The following is a 19,558-nucleotide window of genomic DNA, read 5'->3' as shown; positions in this document are numbered from 1 at the left end:
AGAGCTTGTTGATCAGCACCGCGAGCGGTACGCGGGCAAGAAGGGTGAGAAACATCCGAACCGGGTACGGCCATCGCTTCATCGAGGGCCCGTACCCGACCCTGGGCGCGATGAGTCAGCAGGCAGGGTGATGCCTGCCGGACTTATCCACGACGCGAGGGATTGCTCGCATCCCCTACCCTCACGAGCCATGACCCACCCGTACCAGGTGCCCCAACCGCCGAAGCGGCGCACGCTGCGCACCGTGTTGATCGTCGTCAGTGTGGTCGTCGTGCTGTGCTGCGGCGGTGCCGGCGTCGGCGGCTTCTTCCTGTACAAGGGGGTCAAGGGCGCGACGGACCCGGCGCGGCAGGCCGCCGAGTCGTTCGTGAGCCACCTGGAGGCGGGCGAGCCGGACGCGGCGTACGAGTTGTTGTGCGGCGACACGCGCGGCGGGTACACGAGGGAGGCGTTCGCCCAGGGCGTCGCCAAGCAGCCGAAGATCCGCGGTCACAAGGTCAACGGCGTCAACGTGTCGAGCGTCAACGGCCGCACGTCGGCGACGGTGAACATGGCCCTGACGCTGGACAGCGGCTTCACCGACCGGCACACGTTCATGCTGGTGAAGGAGGACGGGGCCTGGAAGGTGTGCGGCCAGCCGTACTGAGTGCGGGGCGAGCCCGTACGCTGGATTCCGTCAGCTTGATCAGTCGTGGAAGTAGACGGTGGCCGACCACCAGTCACCGTCGGCCGTGACCTCGTTGTGCAGGACGACGTCCTGGATCTCGATGCCGGGCCGGTGTTCGATGCCGTCCGCGACGCGGCGCAGCAGCGCCGGGACGCTGTCCTGGCCTGGGCCGGCCGGGTTGGCCTGCGAGAAGTGCCTGATGGTCCACGAATCCGGTTCAGACGGCATGCCGGCAGTCTGCCAGCGGTTCCGGATGCCGGCCGTCCCCGGTGTGGGAGGTCAACCGAGTCCCGCCCAGGGATCCTCACGGCGCCACAGGGTCGGCAGGTGCAGAGCGACCCCCTCGTGGCGGGCCAGCCGGGCGAGGACGCGCACGGTGCGGTCGAGGTCGTCGCCCGCGTACGGCAGGGCGCGGAGCGGCCGGTCGAGCGGACGGAAGAAGTCGTCCCAGTGGATGAGGACCACGCGCCGGGCCCCGACGGCCCGTACGGTCTGGACCCAGTAGGTGCGGATGTAGTCCTCGTCCTGCGCCGAGCTGGCCGACGCCCAGGTAGACCACGTCGGCCCGACATCCGGCCAGCGCTCCCGGCAGGTAGCCGGCGCTGCCCTGGACCAGGGCCGTCCGGCCGCTCGTGTGCGCGACGAACACCGACCACGCCTCACCGCACCGGTAGGCGGCGGCCCTGGCCGGGGGCACCACGGGCGCCTCCGCGCGGGCGGCCGGCGGGTGCCGTTGACGCTCGGCTCGGCTCAGCTCGGCCCGCTCCGCGCTGCGGCCGGCCGGACGACGGCCGACCGCTAGCTGACGAGGCTCTTGGTCAGGATGTGCTCCCGGCGCACGCCGTCGGGCATGAGGTCACCCAGTTCACCCGTGTCCTTGAAGCCATGCCGCTGGTAGAGCGCCCAGGCGTTCCTGTTGCCCGCCACCACGGCCAGCCGCAGCGTTTCCGAGCCCACCTGCCGCGCCCACTGCTCGATCGCCCGCACGAGGTGGTCGCCCACGCCCCGGCCACGTCCCGCCGGCGCCACGTACATCGAGATCAGCTCGACGACGCCGTCCTGTCCGGTCGGCACCCCACTGGCCATCCCCACGGGCTGCCCGTCGAGCATCACCAGGATGTTGCGGGAGCCGGGGATGGCCAGCCGACCGCGCCAGCGTTCCTCGCGGTCGCCGTCGCCCTGCCAGTCCGCCAACTGGGAGCCGAACGCGTACGCCGCCTCCCCCAGCGCGGCGAGCCGCAGTTCCCGCCACATCCTCCAATCGTGCTCGCTGAGGACATGCGTCTCGATCATGCGATGGAGGCTGCCGCAGGCATGGGAAGCACGCAACCCGGTATCCGGTGACTACCAGAACCTGCCGACCGCCGAGGATGGTTGACGGCCGTACGGCTCCCGTCCCCCGTCGCGCAGCAGGATCGGCCGCCCTACCAGTCGCGCCATTCGTCGGTGAGTTCGTGGCGTCCGACGCCGCGCCGGGAGGTGAGCGCCTCGACGTCCTGGCCCGCGCTCGTCAGCACGACGTCGATGTGCTCGCACAGGTCCTCGCGTTCTCCCGTCTCGATCCTGCCGTGCTCGTCGTTGACGGCGTTGAGGGCGGTGACCACCCGCTCCACCGCGGCGAAGACCTCCTCGTCGGACGGCGATGAGAGCGAGCGTACGTCCGCCTCGTAGGCGTCGAGAACGGTGTCGACGGCGGTGATGAAGGGTTCGGGCCAGAGGCGGAGGGCGTACGCGGCCTCCTCGGTGAGGGTGCCCGCCGCGATCGCTGCCCTCTGCTCCCGCACGCTGCGGCCCCACTTCTCGGTGGGTCTCGTGATCATGGCGCGCAGCGTAGCGTCGGAGTCCGACACCGCCGCCTGGTTCAGCCGCTGCGGGGGGCGTACATGATGACGGCGACCCCGACCAGGCAGAGGGCCGCGCCGACGAGGTCGTAGCGGTCGGGGCGGAACTTGTCGACGACCATGCCCCACGCGAGGGAGCCGGCGACGAAGACGCCGCCGTAGGCGGCCAGGATGCGGCCGAAGTTCGGGTCGGGCTGGAAGGTGGCGACGAAGCCGTAGAACCCGAGGGCGATGACCCCGGCGGCCACCCACAGCAGCCCCCGGTTCTCGCGCCAGCCCTGCCACACGAGCCAGGCCCCGCCGATCTCGGCGAGCGCGGCGAGCAGGAACAGCAGGATGGAGCGGGCCACCGTCATGGGGTCGAAGGTAGCCGGAGCCTCACCTGGTCAGCGGGCGGGCGGCCCGCCGCTGACGGCCGCGATGTGCAGGGCCAGTTCCTGCGCGACGTCCTCCATGCTCTGGCCGGTACGGGTCCCTACGAGGCTGAGTGCCAGCTCGGCCAGGAACATGAAGCCGCGGCTGCGGGCGGCCTCGTCGGGGAACATGGCGAGCAGCCGTTCGGCGCCGTCGAGGTCACCGCGGTGCCTGGCGGCGATGACCCCGGCGGCGCGTTGTGCAGCGATGAGGGCCGACCCCGGGTCGGCCGCCATCAGGGCGCCACGGTGAGCGGGTTGCCGGCGGCGCGCGCGGCGTCGAAGCGCCTGGCGACGTCGGCCCAGTCGACCAGGTCCCAGAGGCGGTCGACGTAGTCCGGACGCACGTTCTTGTACTGAAGGTAGTAGGCGTGTTCCCAGGCGTCGAAGACCAGGATCGGCGTCGAGCCGTGGCCGACGTTGCCGTGGTGGTCGTAGACCTGTTCGACGATGAGGCGCTGCGCCAGCGGCTCCCACGCCAGGACGCCCCATCCGGAGCCCTGCACGCTCTTCGTGGCGGCGGAGAGCTGCCCGGCGAAGCCGTCGAACGAGCCGAAGTGCTCCTGAATGGCGGCGGCCAGTTCGCCGTCGGGGCGGTCGCCGCCCTCCGGGGAGAGGTTGTTCCAGAAGATCGAGTGCAGGACGTGCCCGGAGAGGTTGAAGGCCAGGGTCTTCTCCAGGCCGACCAGCGCCGAGTAGTCACCCTTGTCGCGGGCCTCGGCGAGCTGGTCGAGGGCGTCGTTGCTGCCCTTGACGTACGCGGCGTGGTGCTTGCTGTGGTGCAGCTCCAGGATCTGACCGCTCATGGCGGGCTCGAGCGCCCCGTAGTCGTAGGGCATGTCGGGGAGCTGGTAGACGGCCATGGGGACCCTTTCGCGAGTGGACGGTATCCCGGCCAGTATGCCTTATTGCAAAGTGATGGCAACTACGTAATATTGGCAACTGACCGGGAGTCGCACGGGACTCCGGCCACCGCCGACGCTGTCGGCAGGGCGCGCCTCCGCGCCGCGATGATCAACGGTGGAGGCGCGCCCGCACGTGCTTCCTCCCGGCCCTGTCGCCGTGGTCGGAGGAGGGGCGCGACCGGTGCCCGGCTTCGACCCGGGAACCACACCGGGCTCCCCTCCACGGGGGAGGCGGTCCCCTCGCGCTCGGGAGTCGGCGTGCGGTCCGCCGGACCTAGCGTCGGGACCATGGATGCTTCTCCTGGTGCGCGGCGATGGCCGGCCTACGCGGTGGCGGCGCTCTTCCTCGCGTACGCCGTCGGCAAGGCCGCCTTCGCGCTCGACTCCCGGCTCGGTTTTCCGGGCGGCCCGGTCGTTCCGGCCGCCGAGCACGAACGGTACGCCCGCGACGTGATGGGCGTGGCGACGGCGCAGTGGTCGGCGGTCGTGTCGGGGGTGGTGGGGGCCTGCCTCGCCCTCGCCACGGTCACGGCGCCGGGGCGCCGGGTGCCGAGGCCCCTGATGCTGCTGGCGCTGGCCGGCATGCTGCTGGCCGTCGGGGCCGGCGCGACGATCATGGTGGTGGACGGGTTCGTGGGCATCGGCGTGGGCTGGCAGTGGTACCACGGGGTCCTCGGGCTCGTCGTGATCGGGCTGCTCGTGGCGATGATCCGGTCCTACGTGGTGGCGACGAGACGTGCCGCGCACTGACCGGGCCCGGGTGGGTGCGTACGGCGCGGCGGCGTGCGCCTCGGCCTACGGGGCGATGAAGCTCGCGCAGGCACTGGGGGCCAACGCGCTGGCCGACAAGGATCCGCTCCCGCCGGAGCTGCGCGAACGGCTCCTCGCCCGTGATCCGCTGTTCGTGGCGAGCCACTGGGTGCTGGCCGCCGCCGCGGTCGTCGGCGTCGTGGTCGCGCTGGCCACGCTGCGCCCCTGGCGGGCGGCCCTGCCGCGCCGGCTGCTGTCGACGGTCGCCTGGACGCTCGGCGTACTCATGATCGTCCGGGCGGTCGGGGCGCTGGGGCACGGCCTCGTCGGTGACGCGCTGCTGCTGACGGGCCTCCGGCCACCGCCGGCCACCCACGCCGCCCTGGCCCGCGACCTGGCATGGTGGGACCTGCTGCTGTGGTCGCCGTTCTTCCTGCTCTGGGGGGTGTGTTGGGCGACGGCGGGATGGCGGCTGGGCAGGCGGCACCGGGCCGCCGGGTGACCTGGGGCGACCGGACGTCCCGACCCGGTCCCCCGAGCGCCGTCCGACCGGGCGACCCGCACCCGCCTACGATCTCGCCATGATCACTCGTCCATCCTCGCCCGCTATCCCGGGCTGGAGACACTCGGCCGCACGGCGACCCGGCTGCACCCGCGCCCCGGGGCGGTTCCGGCAGCCGAGAGCCACGTCGGCGGGCCGCTGCTGTGGCCGGCCGACGAGCCCTGGCCCACCTGCGACGCCGCACCTGGTGCACGAGGAGGTGCCTCTGGAGAATCTGCGGCTCCCCGAACCAGGCTCGCCCCGTTGAACTCGCCGTGGTCGTTCAGGCGGAAGTGCGCCTGTGGCGGTTCCCGTCGACCTGGGATTTCATGTACGGCGAGTGCCTGCGCCACGAGTTCGAGGCCAGCGGGCCGCCTCAGCCAGAACCGATGCCGGCCTGGCCCTGCTGATCACGATGGTGCTGGCCGGCGATCATCCCTCACGCTTGCACCCGGGCGCGGCAGGCCGGCTTAGCCAACCCTGCTGGCACTTGGGCTGGTTCCCGGCTGCGAGGCGGTCGGAGACGTGTTGGAAGTGATACTTGCAGTCGCCTCTATCGGCCACGGCACAACGGGCTCGGGAGCTGCACGATCGGGCTGCGCTCGAAGGAATAAGAGGGGTAGGGCGACAGCCGTCGCTAAGGGAGTCAGGACGCACGCGACAGCTACCACCACTGCGATCCGAGTGCCGTTGCGAGAAGGCTCCAGAGTCTTGGTCCCCGCTTCAGCACTCATGCCAGAAGAGCCGGTGGCGGGGTCGGTCCGGTTCTGTCGCTCTGGGAGGACGTACACGCCCACCGCCAGGAGTACGAGCCACAGCGGCACCAGCAGGGGAGCGAGCGCCGGCCAGATGGGCCAAACCGGCTCGGTGAGCCTGTTCATGTCCAGGACCGCCCAGGTGAGGGCCACGCCTGGGAGTAGGCCGACCATCACCAGGGTGCCAATCAGCAGGGGTACGGGTGGACGTCGCCGTGCCAGCAGCCGGAACAGCGCTGCGCCGGCGGCGGCGCCGAGGAGGGTGCCAGTGACCGTGGTGGCGAGGAACTTGTCGGGCGCGGCCGGTGCGACGGTCAAGCTCGACCCGCTCGCCGAGTGGGCGAGCGTGACCGTCAGCCCGTCCCGCTCGGCCCGCCAGCCGTCGCACGGGATGCCCGGCACGCGGCGGAGGCTCTGCCACCCCTGCTTCGTGGCGTTGCGTCGCAGTTGCTCGGAGAGCACACAGTCGGCACGGTCGTCGTACCAGAAGCCACCTGACCCGATCCGAGGTAGTCGGCGGCGAAACTGACGCCCCACCGGGAGCCATGCACGACCCGATCCGAGTCGTACGGCACCGCATCGGGGAGCAGTTCCGCCGCCAGGGTCCGCGCCCGGTCGTAGCTGGGCGGCGTGACGCCGCGACCGCCGTACCAGGAGCCGACGCTCAGGCCGACCGTGCCCAGCAGCACCGCGCCGAGCAGTAGCATCGCGACGCGCCGCAGCCGGTGACCACCGGCCCACCCCCTGTCACAGTGCGGTACAGGATAGCCCCGCCGCCTATCCGTGGTGCCCGGCGGCTGCCGCTGCAGGAGCGGAGGTTTGTGCTCCGTTCGGAGTCCTTCTTGCACCTTGCGCCACGGCCTTGTTCCTTCCGCCACGGCGCGCACGGGGGCAGCCGAGTAAGGCCGCCGCTGATACTGTCCCGCCTCAGCGGTGATCATCGATCCGCTGCTTACCTCCCCCCTGCTCTCCTTCAAGAGGTCGCTTGATGCGCACATCTTCCAGACCGACCAGGTCGCTGCGGCGGCTCGCCGGCGGGCTGCCCGTGGCTCTCGCAATCACCCTCGCTCTTGCTCCCACGCCCGCGGCTGCGGTACCGGCCGGGGGAATGTCGGCGACGGCGCTCAACACGATGTTCCAGACGTACGGCGATCAGGGCGGGCACTGGACGGGAGGTGACAACACCGCCTCCGTGGCCCTACCCGACGGGCGGGTCGCGTGGCTCTTCTCGGACACGTACCTGGGCACGGTCAACGCGGACGGCACCCGTCCGGCCGGCACGCCGATGGTGAACAACACCCTCGTCGTGCAGGAGAACACGAGCCTGGTGTCCACCCGCCACGGTGGCTCAGCGTCGGCACCGTCCGCCCTGGTCGTTCCAACCCAGGCCGACCAGTACTTCTGGGCGGCGGACGGCGTCGTCGAGGGCGGTGCCCTCAAGGTGCTCTACAACCGCATGCAGCGCGGTGGGAGCGACGACAATCTCGACTTCATCCTCAAGGGAACCTCACTGGTGACCTTCGCCCTGCCGGGACTCACAGTCTCATCCGTCGTGGATCTGCCCGTCGGTGACTCGGTCGGCTGGGGCTCGGCGATCCTGGAGGACAGCGGATACACCTACATCTACGGCACGTCAGCCGGTGATGGCGGCATGCGCTTCGGACACGTCGCCCGCGCACCCGCAGGAGGCTTCGGCGGCGCATGGCAGTACTGGACGGGCAGCGCCTGGTCGAGCACGGAATCCTCGGCCGCACGGCTGCTCAGCGGCGTCGGCACGACCTATGGCGTCTTCCGGTCGGGAGACAAGTACGTCCTGCTCACACAGGACAACAACATGGTCTTCAACCCGCAGTTCGTGACCTACACCGCCGACTCGCCGACTGGTCCGTTCACCGGGCCGACGCCCCTGTTCGACGCGCCCGAGGCCGTACCGGGCACTCCGAAGATCGTCTACGACGCCCGTGTCCATCCCGAGCTCACCACCAGCGGCAAGCTGCTGTTCTCCTACAACGTCAACAGCCTCGACAACGCCGACAACCTCAGCGACGCCCGGCTGTACCGTCCCCGGTTCATCGAGCTCGCCTGGCCTCGGCCGGTCCCCGACCCGGCGGCGCTCCCCGGAGTACCGCAGGCGGTCACCGCGACCCCGGACGACAAGGGCGACGTCACACTCGCGTGGCAGGCGGTCGCCGGCGCCACCGGCTACCGGTTGCACCGGCGTGACGTGACAACCGGCCAGACGCACTTCAGCCGGGAGAGCGCGGTCGCCACAGGGACGTCCGCGAAGATCGGCTTCCTGTACTCCGGGCACACCTACGAATTCCGGGTCAGTGCCGTCAACACGGCAGGCGAGGGCACGCCGTCGACCACGGTGACCGCGGTGCCCCGGATCGCCCCGCCGCCGGCCCCGGCATCCGTCACGGCGGTCGCCGACGATGCCGGCAGCATCACCGTCTCGTGGGATCAGGTGCCTGACGCCTGGGGCTACGACCTGCTCGAGCGTGATCTCACCGCGGGTGACAGTGAGTTCAACCTCGCCCTCCGACCCGGCAGCACCGACACCCAGGTCCGGCGGGAGAACCTCGAGCACGGTCACCTGTACGAGTTCGCCCTGGTCACCAGGAACGGTGGTGGCGAGTCACCCCGGTCGGCGATCGCCACGGCGACCGCACGGTACGCGCTCCCGCCCGCGCCGACCGGCCTGACCGCCACCCCCCGCAGCGACGGCAGCGTTGCCCTGGCATGGACGGCGCCGGCCCCTCTGCTGTGGTACATGGTCTATCAGCGGGACGTGACGGCCGGCGAGGCGGCCTTCACGCAGTTGCCCCTCCCCGTCGAGGGCACCGCGATAACCGCCGATTTTCTGCACCACGGGCACACCTACGAGTGGAAGGTCAGCGCCACCAACCGGGGAGGCGAGGGGCCGGCCAGCGGCGTGGTACAGGCCACGTCGACGATGGCGCCGCCGGCTGCCCCGACGAACCTCCGGGCAACCGTGGGAGATGGGAAGGTCACCCTCGTCTGGGACGCGCCGAGCGACAACGTCTTCTACCACATCTACCAACGCAACGTCACGACCGGGGAGGGGGAGTTCACCGAACTCCCCCTGCCGATCACCGAGTGCTGCACCATGACGCCGGAGTTCCTCACCAACAACGAGACCTACGAGTTCAAGGTGGCCGCGAGCAACCAGGGGGGCACGGGCGCGGCGTCCACCGCCATCCAGGTCACCCCGCGGGCGCCGACGCCGGCCAAGGTGACCGGCCTGACGGCGACGCCACAGTCCAACGGCTCGATCCGGCTGCAGTGGACCGGGCCGACGGGCAACTACTGGTACGACGTCTACCGGCGTGACGTCACCGCCGGCGGCAGCTTCACCAAACTTCCGCTGCCGGTGACGACCTGCTGCGCCATGACGGACTCGTTGCTGGTACACCGCCACGTGTACGCCTACAAGGTCGTCGCCAACAACGGCACCGACGGCCCGGCGAGCGACATCGTCCAGGCGACCAGCAACTACTCGCCGCCGCCGGCCCCGCAGAACCTGCGCGCGAGGGCGGCTGGTGACGGCAGCGTGGATCTGGACTGGGATCCGGTCGGTCCCAACATCGACTATTGGATCTACCAGCGTGACGTGACCGCGGGTCAGACGTCCTTTCAGAAGCTGCCGCTCCCGCTGACCGACAGCGCGTTCAGCGCCGGCCTCCTGGCCAACGGCCACCAATACGAGTTCAAGGTGAGCGCATCCAACCAGGGCGGGGAAGGAGCCACGTCGGCCGCGGTACGCGTCACCGCCCTGGGTGGGCTTCCCGCCCGTCCCGCCAACCTGAGCGCGGACGTGGGCAACGCCACGGTGCGCCTGACCTGGACGGCGAGCGCCACCTCCGGCGTCTCGTACGACGTCTACCAGCGGGACGTGACGGCCGGGCAGTCCTGGCAGAAGCTGCCCTACCCGGTGACGACCTGCTGCGCGTTCAGCGGCTCGCTGCTCACCAACGGGCACACCTACGAGTGGAGAGTGGTCGCCACCAACGTCCACGGTTCCAGCGCCGCCTCGAACGTGGTTAGTGGCCGCCCGATGCCGCCACTGCCGGGCAGCCCCTCGAACCTGGCCCGGACGGTGGGTGACGGAACGGTCCGGCTGACCTGGACGGCCAGCCCGAGCCCGAACGTCTCGTACGACGTCTACCAGCGGGACGTGACGGCCGGACAGTCCTGGCGCAAGCTGCCGTACGCGGTGGGCTGTTGCTCGTTCAACGGTGGCCTTCTCACGAATGGGCACACGTACGAGTGGAAGGTGAGCGCGACGAACATGACCGGTTCGAGCGGATTCTCGAACACCGCCAGTGGGCGTCCGATGCCACCCCTGCCGTCGGCCCCCTCCGGTCTCACCGCTACTCCGAAGAGCAACGGCGTCACCCTTAAGTGGACGGCCAGCACGCCGTCGAACGTCTCCTACTCGATCTACCAGCGGGACGTGACGACGGGGCAGTCGTGGCAGAAGTTGCCGCTCGGCGTGAGCTGCTGCACCTTCAACGGGGCCCTGCTGATCAACGGGCACACGTACGAGTGGAAGGTCCTGGCGTCGAACATCACGGGTTCGAGCGGGTTCTCGAACACGGTGAGCGCCCGTCCGATGCCCCCGATGCCGAAGGCGCCCGGCGGGCTGTTGGCCTGGGGTGACGTCAACCGGGTCACGTTCACCTGGGGAGATGGCGGGAACTCGAAGCTCGACACGTTTTACCAGGTCCATTACCGAAACCTCAGCGATGGGCAGACCAGTTGGTCGAAGTACCGGAGCCCGATCGCCGAAACCAAAGTAATCATTTACGATTTCCTGCGCGAGCTGAAAGCCTACGAGTTCAAGGTCTCGGCGGTGAACATTTCCGGTGAGGTGTCGTCGAGTTCCACGGTGGAGGCCATCCCCTATCGGGTGGTGCCGTACAACAGTGGCGTCCGGCGGCGAGGGAATCAGGATAACGGCAGCAACGACTGGGCTGGCATATTCTCGCTGGCCCACAGCACTTCATGCCAGGGGGACTGGTTCCAGACCATCTGCTTCGGCATGACGCCGATCATGTACGCCGGCCAGACCAACCCGGTGACGGTGGGTGACTTCTTCTTCTACGCGAAAGGCGGCCCGCAGCGGCTGGAAGAGGAGTTGGTGTGCGAGGTCCGGCAGCGGTTGATCCTGCGGCGGATGTACGGGGCGGCGACCGCGAACAACGAGGGCCCGGACCTCCTCTGGCACGAGCAGATCCACTCCGTTCAATGGTCAAAGTACAGCGATTGGGAGGCCTTCCTGTGGGATTACTTCAACGATCACATGCGTTTCGAGGAGGGGGCAAACCTCTACTGGGGCGGCTACAAGGTCAAGTACGGCGCATCGAGGTGCTGACCGGGCGGCGGCCCTGACCCAGCCCGGCGAGCGCGGCCGACGTGACAGGCGATGTCACGTCGGCCGCGTGCGTCCCCGCGTCGGGAAGGCGGCGCTCAGTGGCGGTCGCGGCGGAAGCCGTCCCGGTGCCGATGGGTCGGCCTCAGTCTCGGGAGGCGCCGTGCCAGGTGCGTGAGGCCCGCGTCCAGGGGTTTCTCGGCGCGAGCCGGCGGGCGCACGGCACGCTAGCGCCGCCGGTCAGCCTCCGCGCGGGGCGTGCATGATGATGGCGACCCCGACCAGGCAACTGGCCGCGCCGACGACGTTGTAGCGGTCGGGGCGGATTTTTTTCGACGCCCATGCCATACGCCAGGGAGCCGGCGACGAAGACGCCGCCATAGGCGGCCAGGATCCGGCCGAAGGTCGGGTTGGGCTGAAGGCGGCCACGAAACCGTAGCTCCCGAGGGCGATGACCCGCCCGCCACCCACAGCAGTCGACGAGGACTCAGGACGGGTAGACCTTGCCGTCACGTGGCGACGGCGCGTACCCGGCTGCCGCTCGTCGCCCTCGTCGCCCGACGCGGCGAGTGGAACACCACGTGCGTCAAACACGTACGTTGACAGCCATGCTGTCCCACTCGCGGGCGAGGCGGGACATGCCGCCGGTGTCGACTGCGGGTCAGCCGGCCGTGTGCGTCATGTGCCCGTCCGTCCGAGGTCACTGCCGATGAGAGCCGCCCGGGAGCGTTTCGTCATCCACCTGCCCGTGGTCACGAGAGACCCTGCTCTCCGCCGTACGCCTGGCTCGGGTGGTGGCGCGGTGGGCGAGCGTGCTCGCGCAGACCGACCCCGGCGAGACCACGATCTCCGCCGAGGAGGCGCAGCACCTGCGGCACCGGGTCTTCTGTGACACGCTGCTGGCCGAGGGCCGGCGCTGCCTGCTGCGGGCCGGCCACGAGGGCCCTGCACCCGCCGTCCGGCGAGATTCTGGGATCGCCGGACGCGGGTTGTCCGGAACCGGGCCGCCCGTTCGTCACCCTGGTGACAACCCGACACCGAGGAGCGGCATGAAGTACCTGATGTTCGTCTGCACCGACAGCGAGCCGGACACCGACCGGGCCGACTGGCCGGACATCGAGGCATGGGTCGAGGAGAACGACGCCCGGGGCCGGCGGCTGACGGGCGACGCCCTCGCGGAGACGACGGCGGCCACCACGGTCCGCGTCCGCAACGGGGAGCTGCTGGTCACCGACGGTCCGTTCGCCGAGACCAAGGAGGTGATCGTGGGCTTCGACCTGTTGGAGTGCGCCGACCTGGACGAGGCGATCGAGGTGGCGCGCGCCCACCCGATGGCCCGCGAGGGGCGGCTCGAACTGCGCCCGGTCGTCAGTCTGGATGGCTGACGGCCCCGCCGACCCGCTCGCGGTGGCGGCAGCCGTCGCCACCGCGAGCACCGGGTCGTACGCCCGGATCGTCGCCACGCTGATCCGGGTGACCGGCGACTGGACCCTGGCCGAGGACTGCGCCCAGGAGGCGTCGGCGCTCGCGCTGACCCGGTGGCCGGCCGAAGGCGTGCCCGCCAACCCGGGCGGCTGGCTGATGACGGTGGCCCGCAACCGGGCGATCGACGTGCTCCGGCGGGCCTCGGTCGAGCGACGCAAGCTGCGTGAGCTGGCCGTGCTGACGCTGACCGAAGCGGAACCCGGGGCGGGGGCGGGGGAGATCGTGGACGACCGGTTGCGGCTCGTCTTCACCTGCTGCCACCCGGCCCTGTCAACGGAGGCGCGGGTCGCCCTGACGCTGCGTACGGTCTGCGGGGTGTCGACCGCCGACATCGCGCGGGCCTTCCTGGTCACCGAGTCGACCATGACCCGGCGGCTCACCCGGGCCAGGGCGAAGATCGCCGCCGCCGGCATCCCGTACCGGGTGCCGACCGGCCCGATGCTCGCCGAGCGGCTCCCGGGCGTCCTCGCCGTGCTGTACCTGCTCTTCACGAGGGGTTACGACGCCGACGGCGAGCCCGCCTTCGCCGACGAGGCGATCCGGCTGGCCCGGCTGCTCGACCGGCTGATGCCGGGGCAGTCGGAGGTGGCCGCCCTGCTGGCGCTCTTCCTGCTCCAGCACTCACGGCGGGACGCCCGCCGCGACCCCGACGGCAACCTGCTCACTCTCGACCAGCAGGACCGCGCCCGCTGGGACCACGACGCGATCGCCGAGGGCGTCGGCGTGCTCGCGCGGGTCGCGGCGGACGGCCCGTACGCCCTCCAGGCCCGGATCGCCGCGTGCCACGCCACCGCCGCGTCCGCCGAGGCCACCGACTGGGCGGGGATCGCCGAGGCGTACGACCGGCTCGTCCGGCGGCAGCCGTCGCCGGTGGTGGAGCTGAACCGTGCCGTCGCCCACGGCTACGCCCACGGGCCGGCGGCAGGGCTGGCGCTGCTGGCGGCCGCCCGGGCCGGCGGGGCGCTGGACGGCTATCCGCTCGCCGTCGCCGCCGAGGCGGAGCTGACCGCCCGGCAGGGCGATCGTCACCGGGCCGCAGAGCTGTTCCGCCGGGCGGCCGAGGCGCACTCCGGTGCCGCCCGGCGCGCCCTCCTGGAACGCGCGGCGACCCTGCTGCCCGGCCGCTGACCCGACACCGACCAGGGAAACCGGGTACCGGCCCGGCGGAGCCTGGCCCCTGACCCGGTGGCCAGACCGGCGGGCCGGGCTGTCCCGGGGAGGGAGCGGCCGTCCCGGGTCGGATCGGTCGCTCCCTCCCTGTGCGGGTGCTGCGTCCCGGTGTGCCTACCCCTTGCGGTACACCGAGACGTGCGAGGCGCTGTCCGCCCCGAAGGGCGACCGGTGCCAGTCGGCGTACCGCTCGGCGAGCCGGAGACCGGCCCGCTCCGCCAGCTCGTCGACCTGCTCCGGCCACAGGTAGCGCATCGCGAAGGGACGCAGGTGGACGCCGTCCCGGTCGAACGTGATGGTCTGCCGGACGAACGTCTGCGCCGCCCGGTCGTACTGGTGCACACGGATGGTGGCCGAGTCCTCGGTCACCGCCCGCATCTGGACCTGCTCGTCCCGGTCGAAGTCGGCCGGGTCCGGCACGAACGTCTCGATGACGAACGCGCCGCCCGGCGCGAGCACCCGGGCGACGTTGCGGAAGCAGTCCGCCTGCCGCTCGGCGTCGACCAGGTTGAACAGGGTGTTGAACACCAGGTACGCCAGCCGGTACGGGCCGGTGACCGGCACGTCGGCCATGTCGCCGATGACGACCGGGATGTCGCCGCCGGGCTTGGCGCGCAGCTTCGCCACCATCTCGGGTGACGCCTCGACGCCCTCGACGGCGACGCCCCGCCCGGCGAGCGGCAGCGCGACCCGGCCGGTGCCGATGGCGAGTTCCAGGACCGGGCCGCCGTCGGCCAGATCGGCGAGGAAGTCGACGGCCGGAGCCGGGTCCGGGTTGCCGGGACCGTCGTAGGTGTCGGCCCACAGCCGGCCGAAGAGGCCGGGATCGTCGAAGACCGACATCATCGGCCTCCCCGGGTGACGCGGTCAGTGGCGCCCTGCGGCGCCGGAGTGCGGGTGTTCACGAAGCCTCGATTCCGGTTGGTCGGGGGTTCCTGCCTGGGCGGACCTCGACGCATCGGACATCGTCGTCTCCCTTCACTCGGCCTGACCCCACCCAACCGCCCCCGCAGCGCGCCGGCAACCGCTTTACCGCCACCCGTGGACGCCGCCCCGCGCCGCGCTCCGGGCCGAGGTGCCCCGCCGACCGGCTCAGCTGATGTGGTGCAGGATCACGTTGTGCACGTGGTGGCTCTTGTCGGCGCCCCGGAACTCCACCTCGTAGGTGTGCGTACCGACGTGGATCGCGATGGCGCCGGTGGAGAAGAACGAGCCACCCCACGACTTGTTGCTGACCACGCTGACGCTGGTGATCTTCGAGTACGGGATGCTGGTGATGGCGTACCGCTTGCCGACGAAGGAGCGGTCCTGGATGATGACGCGCCGGTCGGTCAGGCCGACGAAGCCGGTGCCGGTGCCGACGGCGTCGTAGACGGCGATGATCTGTTCTCCGTGGAGCAGGCCGCTCTGGATCTGCTGGAACTGCTCCTTGCGGTCGTATGTCGCGTTCGCCATGCCCCCACGGTAGGTCGGGCCCGCCAGCCGAAGATCACTGCCGCTGGGCCAGGGCGAGGAACTCGCCGTCGCCCCGGCCCACCGGCTCCCCGCCCCAGCCGCCGTCGATCCGCTGCACGGCGAACCCGGCCGCCCGCAGCGAGCCGCGCAACTCCTGCTCGGTGCGGAAGCGCAGGGTGGCCGAGCTGAGCAGTTCCTCGCCGTCGCCGAAGCGGTAGTGGTGGGTGAGGTCGACCCGGCCGCCGGCCGCCGCGTGCGCCCGAGTCCACGCCCGGACCACCTCGCCGCCGGGCAGCACGACGCGCCGCCGCGATTCGACCGGGTTCCAGCGTTCCCACCGTCGGTCCGCCGGGTCGCGCGTGTCGAACGCCAGCAGGCCGCCGGGCACCAGCGCCCGCGCCAGGTCGGCGAGCGTACGCGCCCACTCGTCGTCGGCCACGAAAAACTGCGCGACGTGGCTGGTCAGCACCGCCACGTCGAACACCCGGTCGGCCAGTACGGCCGAGGTGCCCTCGATCCACGTCACCCGCTCGGCGCCCGGCTTGGCGCGGGCGGCGTCCAGCGACGCGCCGGCCGGGTCGACGCCGGTGACGGTGTGGCCGGCCGCGGCCAGCGCGAGGGTGAGCCGGCCCGTGCCGCAGCCCAGGTCGAGGACCCGTGCGGCGGGCGTCCCGCCGACGACGGCGAGGAACCAGTCGTCGTCACGCCCCCAGGAGCACTCGGCGTCGTAGACCGCGACCAGCCGTGGATGGCGGAACTCCCCGTGCCTCATCGGCGCCGATCATGCCACCCGGGCCGGCATCCGTCAGGCCGCGTTCGCGTCGGTCGCGGCGCGGACGAACTCGTGGACCCGGGCCGTGGCGTTGCTCTCCCGCCAGATGAGGCCCCGCCGGATCGGTGGCGCGTCGCGGATCGGCACGTACGCCACGTCGGGGCGCGGGTAGTAGCGGCGGGTGTGCTCGCCGACCGGCAGCACCCCCCGCCCCATCGCGACCAGCGTCAGCATCTCCGAGAACGTGTTGCCGGCCGGCCCCTTCGGCACCGGCCGGCCCGACGGGGTGCGCCCGGGGGTGCGGTCACGCTTGAACTCCGCCGAGGTCACGGCCGGGTACTGCACCACCGGGTGGTCGCCGAGCGTCTCCAGGCGGACGGAATCCTCCCGGGCGAGCGGGTGCCCGGCGGCCACCGCGAGCAATCGCCGCTCCTCCAGCAGCGCCGGCCCGCAGGCCATCCCGTCGAAGGGGTACGCGGCCATCAGGACGTCGACGGAGCCGTCGAGCAGGCTCTGCCGGGAGTTGAAGAGCTGCGCCTCCCGTACCTCGACCTGGCACTCGGGGTGGCGCTGCGAGAAGAGGGCGACGGCCTTGAGCAGCGTGGGCGCGGTCCACTCGCCGAGGAAGGCGACCCGCAGCCGGCCGGTCACGCCCCGCCCGGCCTCGACGGCCCGGCGTACCGCGTCGTCGATGCCGGCCACCAGCGGCACCAGGTCGGCGGCGAGCTGCCGGCCGATCGGGGTGAGCTGCACGACGCGGCTGGTGCGGGCGAACAGCGGGGCGCCGACGCGGCGTTCCAGCTTCTTCACCACGTGGCTGATCCGCCCGGTGGTCACCCGCAGCCGCGCCGCCGTCCGGCCGAAGTGCAGCTCCTCGGCGAGGGTCAGGAAGGTCTCCAGCTCGTGTCGTTCCAGCACGTCCCGCCCCATCGTTGAATCCGGCTCAACGATGGTAGTGCGATCGCGTCTTGGTCGGCCCCGCCCGCCAGCGGATCGTGAGGGGCATGGAAACCACGACAGTCACCGACTACCTGGCCGCCCTCGACACCCCGTTGCGGGAGGTCGGCGAGAAGCTCCGCCCCGTCATCGAGGCGGCCCTGCCGGGCGCGACGGGCGCGATGTGGCACGGACACCCGGTCTGGGGTCTCGGCGACCGTCCGGGCCGGCACCCCGTCTGCCTGGTGAAGGCGTACGCCGCGTACGTCACCTTCGGGCTGTGGCGCGGCGCCGACGTCACCGACCCCTCGGGGCGGCTCGTTCCCGGGGCCCGGCGGATGGCCGCCGTGAAGCTGCGGACGCTCGCCGACGTCGACCCCGCCCTGTTCACCGACTGGCTGCGCCAGGCCCACGCCCTGGAGGCGAGGTGAGCGCGGTGCGGGTCGCGGGCTTCGACCACCTCGTGCTCAACGTGACCGACGTCGAGCGCGCGTTGGACTTCTACTGCGGGCAGCTCGGCCTGGCGCCGGTGCGGGTCGACCGGTGGCGGGCCGGCGCGGTCCCGTTCCCCTCGGTACGGGTCGACGCGGGGACCATCATCGACCTCGTGCGCCGCGACCGGCACGGAACCAACGTCGACCACTTCTGCCTGGTGGTGGAGCCGCTGGACTGGGCGCAGGTGGTCGCCTCGGGTGCCTTCGCGGTGATCGAGGGCCCGGTGGGCCGGTTCGGGGCGCGCGGCGACGCCACCTCGCTCTACGTCCGCGACCCGGACGGCAACGTCGTCGAGCTGCGCTGTTACCCCCGAGACGATGCGTGAGCGGTAGGCGGCACGGAACCCGGCGGCCCGCGTCCCGGCCCGCGGCCATACGCGCGAAGCCCCGCCGCGCATCGAGGGATGCGGTCGGCGGGGCTTCGGGGCGCGGTGCGGGACTACCGGCTGGTGCGCGGGTCGTTGTCGCGGCTGCGGCTGCCGGACTTGGCCAGGCCCCGGCTGACCAGGTAACCGATGGTCAGCAGGGTGATGTACCACCAGGCCTTGTCGGCCGCGAAGTAGTCGCCACCGTCGTTGGCGGCACCGTCGCCGACGGCGTTCGAGGCGATCAGCACCCCGATCACGGAGAGCACGTAGACCGCCAGCTCGGTGGTCTTCCACGACGGCTTGGTCTCGTCGCCGTGCCGCTGCGCGTGCCGTACGTCGTGGTGTTCCACCTGGTGGCCGTCGTGGTCGGTCAGCCGGTCGGTCGCGCGGTTCGCGATGGGGGTGGTCATGTCAGCTCCCAAAAGTGCGTTATCATAAGTTCAGTCCGTTACGGGTCTGTTGTCTGATTCCCGCACCGAATTGATACCCACGCGCCTTTCAGGGAAACATCAGCCTTACCAGCCTCTTTCTCCGCCGCACCCGGTCGCCACGAGGATTGGGCGGAAAAGGGGCACCGCGTACGGCGGGGCCCCTTGGCGGCGACGGTCGGGAGGGGGTCAGGGCTGGGTGACGGCCCGGTAGGCGTCCTCGATGCGGGCGGCCAGGAGGACCTCGCCCTCGGTCAGCGGCGCGTCGCCGTGCCCGACCCGGATCTGGGTCTGGTCGGCCCGGCGGCTGATCTCCGGCCGCTGGTGCAGCGCGTCCGCGACGACCTTCACGCGCTCGGTGAGCGCCGCGTGCTGGGTCTCGTCGAGGGTCAGGGTGCGTCGGATCTGCTCACCCTCGCGGATCCAGCCGGTGAGGAGGGTGAGAGCGTCGCTGAGGTAGTCGTGCTTGGATCGACTGCTGAACAGCGCGCGCATCACCGCACCTCCCAGGCGCCGTTGCCGGCTTGTGGCCAAATCGTCGCCGTCCCGTGTCTTGTCGGTGCCTTCTAGTCTGTCCTCGCATGCTGGGTGTGTCCACGCCCACACTTCCGGGTTCTCCTGCCCTGACGGTCGGCCACGGTACCCAAACCGCCTATTGATCTGGCACGCTGGACGCCCGTGCGGACCGAACGGGCTAATGGCGGCGGGCAGGCCGAGCGACGGGACCTCAGGGTGATCGTCGGGGCGGCGATCATCAGGGACGGCCGGGTGCTCGCCTGCGCCCGCTCCGCCCCGCCCGAGGTGGCGGGCATGTGGGAGTTCCCCGGCGGCAAGGTCGAGCCCGGCGAGAGCGAGACCGCCGCGCTCGCCCGCGAGTGCGCCGAGGAGTTGGCCGTCCGCGTGGAGATCGGCGACCGCGTGGGCCGCAACGTCCGGATGGCCCACGGCCGCTCGGTGCTCAAGGTGTACGCGGCCCGCCTGCTGCACGGCGACGAGCCCAAGGCCCTGGAGCATTCGGCGCTGCGCTGGCTCTCCGCCGACGAGCTGGACAGCGTCACCTGGCTGCCCGCCGATGCGCCCATCGTCGCCGCCCTCAGGCCGATGCTGTCAACCTGAGCGGAAGCGGACAGCCGGGTCGAAAGGGGACGGGGGCCGGCGGCACAAGCCGCGGCCCCCGTCTTCA

The 19,558-nt window shown here is 71.3% G+C and carries 23 protein-coding genes and 2 pseudogenes; 10 read left to right on the top strand and 15 right to left on the bottom strand.

Going from position 1 to position 19,558, the window contains the following annotated elements:
* Positions 1 to 190: 190 nt before the first annotated feature.
* A complete protein-coding gene (locus AC5L34_RS01180; RefSeq protein WP_441175615.1) occupies positions 191 to 646 on the top strand; it encodes an Rv0361 family membrane protein in 456 nt (151 codons plus the stop codon).
* Between the two features lie 39 nt (positions 647 to 685).
* Here AC5L34_RS01180 and AC5L34_RS01175 read toward each other — a convergent pair whose 3' ends face one another.
* From AC5L34_RS01175 to AC5L34_RS01145, 7 genes are all read right to left on the bottom strand, one after another.
* On the bottom strand, positions 686 to 895 hold the full coding sequence (locus tag AC5L34_RS01175) for a hypothetical protein (RefSeq protein WP_441175616.1): 210 nt from the start codon (positions 893 to 895) through the stop codon (positions 686 to 688).
* A 51-nt stretch (positions 896 to 946) separates the two neighbouring features.
* Positions 947 to 1,132: a hypothetical protein gene (locus tag AC5L34_RS01170; RefSeq protein WP_441175617.1), complete on the bottom strand. Its 186-nt coding sequence runs from the start codon at positions 1,130 to 1,132 to the stop codon at positions 947 to 949.
* A gap of 333 nt (positions 1,133 to 1,465) precedes the next feature.
* Positions 1,466 to 1,960, bottom strand: a complete 495-nt coding sequence (locus AC5L34_RS01165) for a GNAT family N-acetyltransferase (RefSeq protein WP_441175618.1) — start codon at positions 1,958 to 1,960, stop codon at positions 1,466 to 1,468.
* A gap of 131 nt (positions 1,961 to 2,091) precedes the next feature.
* On the bottom strand, positions 2,092 to 2,487 hold the full coding sequence (locus AC5L34_RS01160) for a hypothetical protein (protein ID WP_441175619.1): 396 nt from the start codon (positions 2,485 to 2,487) through the stop codon (positions 2,092 to 2,094).
* A 41-nt stretch (positions 2,488 to 2,528) separates the two neighbouring features.
* Complete coding sequence (locus AC5L34_RS01155) at positions 2,529 to 2,864, bottom strand: YnfA family protein (protein ID WP_121399763.1); 336 nt, start codon at positions 2,862 to 2,864, stop codon at positions 2,529 to 2,531.
* 30 nt (positions 2,865 to 2,894) lie between these two features.
* Positions 2,895 to 3,158 (bottom strand): superoxide dismutase, encoded by a 264-nt coding sequence (locus tag AC5L34_RS01150; protein WP_334606875.1) that lies wholly within the window; start codon positions 3,156 to 3,158, stop codon positions 2,895 to 2,897.
* Positions 3,158 to 3,784, bottom strand: coding sequence for a superoxide dismutase (locus AC5L34_RS01145; protein ID WP_441175620.1), 627 nt, complete (start codon positions 3,782 to 3,784; stop codon positions 3,158 to 3,160). Before AC5L34_RS01145 ends, AC5L34_RS01150 begins: the two co-directional genes overlap by 1 nt.
* A 330-nt stretch (positions 3,785 to 4,114) precedes the next feature.
* Here AC5L34_RS01145 and AC5L34_RS01140 point away from each other — a divergent pair, with 330 nt between their 5' ends.
* The 3 genes from AC5L34_RS01140 (at position 4,115) to AC5L34_RS01130 (ending at position 11,270) form a co-directional block, all read left to right on the top strand.
* Positions 4,115 to 4,576 carry a hypothetical protein gene (locus AC5L34_RS01140; RefSeq protein WP_441175621.1) on the top strand — a complete coding sequence of 154 codons (462 nt, stop codon included), beginning with the start codon at positions 4,115 to 4,117 and terminating at the stop codon, positions 4,574 to 4,576.
* Entirely contained in the window at positions 4,563 to 5,078 is a 516-nt protein-coding gene (locus tag AC5L34_RS01135; protein WP_441175622.1) for a DUF3995 domain-containing protein, read from the top strand. Before AC5L34_RS01140 ends, AC5L34_RS01135 begins: the two co-directional genes overlap by 14 nt.
* Positions 5,079 to 6,980: 1,902 nt before the next feature.
* Entirely contained in the window at positions 6,981 to 11,270 is a 4,290-nt protein-coding gene (locus tag AC5L34_RS01130; protein WP_494823655.1) for a DUF5005 domain-containing protein, read from the top strand.
* Positions 11,271 to 11,412: 142 nt separating this feature from the next.
* Here AC5L34_RS01130 and AC5L34_RS01125 read toward each other — a convergent pair whose 3' ends face one another.
* Both AC5L34_RS01125 and AC5L34_RS01120 read right to left on the bottom strand, forming a co-directional pair.
* On the bottom strand, positions 11,413 to 11,658 hold the full coding sequence (locus AC5L34_RS01125) for a hypothetical protein (protein WP_494823807.1): 246 nt from the start codon (positions 11,656 to 11,658) through the stop codon (positions 11,413 to 11,415).
* Positions 11,574 to 11,780, bottom strand: a pseudogene (locus AC5L34_RS01120) (hypothetical protein); the annotation flags it as partial. The pseudogene AC5L34_RS01120 and the gene AC5L34_RS01125, both read right to left, overlap by 85 nt.
* Positions 11,781 to 11,976: 196 nt before the next feature.
* Between AC5L34_RS01120 and AC5L34_RS01115 the strand changes: the two are divergent.
* The 3 genes and pseudogenes from AC5L34_RS01115 to AC5L34_RS01105 form a co-directional block, all read left to right on the top strand.
* Positions 11,977 to 12,211: pseudogene (locus AC5L34_RS01115) on the top strand (hypothetical protein); the annotation flags it as partial.
* A gap of 105 nt (positions 12,212 to 12,316) precedes the next feature.
* Positions 12,317 to 12,652 (top strand): YciI family protein, encoded by a 336-nt coding sequence (locus AC5L34_RS01110; protein WP_441175777.1) that lies wholly within the window; start codon positions 12,317 to 12,319, stop codon positions 12,650 to 12,652.
* A complete protein-coding gene (locus AC5L34_RS01105; protein ID WP_494823654.1) occupies positions 12,645 to 13,880 on the top strand; it encodes an RNA polymerase sigma factor in 1,236 nt (411 codons plus the stop codon). Before AC5L34_RS01110 ends, AC5L34_RS01105 begins: the two co-directional genes overlap by 8 nt.
* A 156-nt stretch (positions 13,881 to 14,036) precedes the next feature.
* On the opposite strand, the gene AC5L34_RS01100 is transcribed toward AC5L34_RS01105, so the two are convergent.
* The 4 genes from AC5L34_RS01100 to AC5L34_RS01085 all read right to left on the bottom strand — a co-directional run bounded on the left by AC5L34_RS01100 (position 14,037) and on the right by AC5L34_RS01085 (position 17,067).
* Entirely contained in the window at positions 14,037 to 14,765 is a 729-nt protein-coding gene (locus AC5L34_RS01100) for a class I SAM-dependent methyltransferase (protein WP_441175626.1), read from the bottom strand.
* A gap of 249 nt (positions 14,766 to 15,014) precedes the next feature.
* Positions 15,015 to 15,377, bottom strand: a complete 363-nt coding sequence (locus AC5L34_RS01095; protein ID WP_494823653.1) for a PH domain-containing protein — start codon at positions 15,375 to 15,377, stop codon at positions 15,015 to 15,017.
* 34 nt (positions 15,378 to 15,411) lie between these two features.
* Entirely contained in the window at positions 15,412 to 16,149 is a 738-nt protein-coding gene (locus AC5L34_RS01090) for a class I SAM-dependent methyltransferase (protein WP_494823652.1), read from the bottom strand.
* A gap of 33 nt (positions 16,150 to 16,182) precedes the next feature.
* A complete protein-coding gene (locus AC5L34_RS01085) occupies positions 16,183 to 17,067 on the bottom strand; it encodes a LysR family transcriptional regulator (protein ID WP_494823651.1) in 885 nt (294 codons plus the stop codon).
* A gap of 86 nt (positions 17,068 to 17,153) precedes the next feature.
* On the opposite strand from AC5L34_RS01085, the gene AC5L34_RS01080 reads away from it, so the two are divergent.
* Both AC5L34_RS01080 and AC5L34_RS01075 read left to right on the top strand, forming a co-directional pair.
* Positions 17,154 to 17,516 carry a DUF1801 domain-containing protein gene (locus AC5L34_RS01080; RefSeq protein WP_441175628.1) on the top strand — a complete coding sequence of 121 codons (363 nt, stop codon included), beginning with the start codon at positions 17,154 to 17,156 and terminating at the stop codon, positions 17,514 to 17,516.
* Positions 17,513 to 17,905, top strand: a complete 393-nt coding sequence (locus AC5L34_RS01075) for a VOC family protein (RefSeq protein WP_441175629.1) — start codon at positions 17,513 to 17,515, stop codon at positions 17,903 to 17,905. Before AC5L34_RS01080 ends, AC5L34_RS01075 begins: the two co-directional genes overlap by 4 nt.
* Positions 17,906 to 18,018: 113 nt before the next feature.
* Here AC5L34_RS01075 and AC5L34_RS01070 read toward each other — a convergent pair whose 3' ends face one another.
* Together AC5L34_RS01070 and AC5L34_RS01065 are read right to left on the bottom strand one after the other, a co-directional pair.
* Complete coding sequence (locus AC5L34_RS01070) at positions 18,019 to 18,357, bottom strand: hypothetical protein (RefSeq protein WP_441175630.1); 339 nt, start codon at positions 18,355 to 18,357, stop codon at positions 18,019 to 18,021.
* Positions 18,358 to 18,564: 207 nt separating this feature from the next.
* Positions 18,565 to 18,870, bottom strand: a complete 306-nt coding sequence (locus AC5L34_RS01065) for a 4a-hydroxytetrahydrobiopterin dehydratase (protein WP_441175631.1) — start codon at positions 18,868 to 18,870, stop codon at positions 18,565 to 18,567.
* A 183-nt stretch (positions 18,871 to 19,053) separates the two neighbouring features.
* On the opposite strand from AC5L34_RS01065, the gene AC5L34_RS01060 reads away from it, so the two are divergent.
* Positions 19,054 to 19,491 (top strand): (deoxy)nucleoside triphosphate pyrophosphohydrolase, encoded by a 438-nt coding sequence (locus AC5L34_RS01060; protein WP_441175632.1) that lies wholly within the window; start codon positions 19,054 to 19,056, stop codon positions 19,489 to 19,491.
* Positions 19,492 to 19,558: the final 67 nt, after the last annotated feature.

The organism is Micromonospora sp. ZG13, from assembly GCF_059359355.1.
The sequence above is the reverse complement of the archived record's forward strand: the minus strand, read 5'-3'. Positions and strand labels throughout refer to the sequence as shown.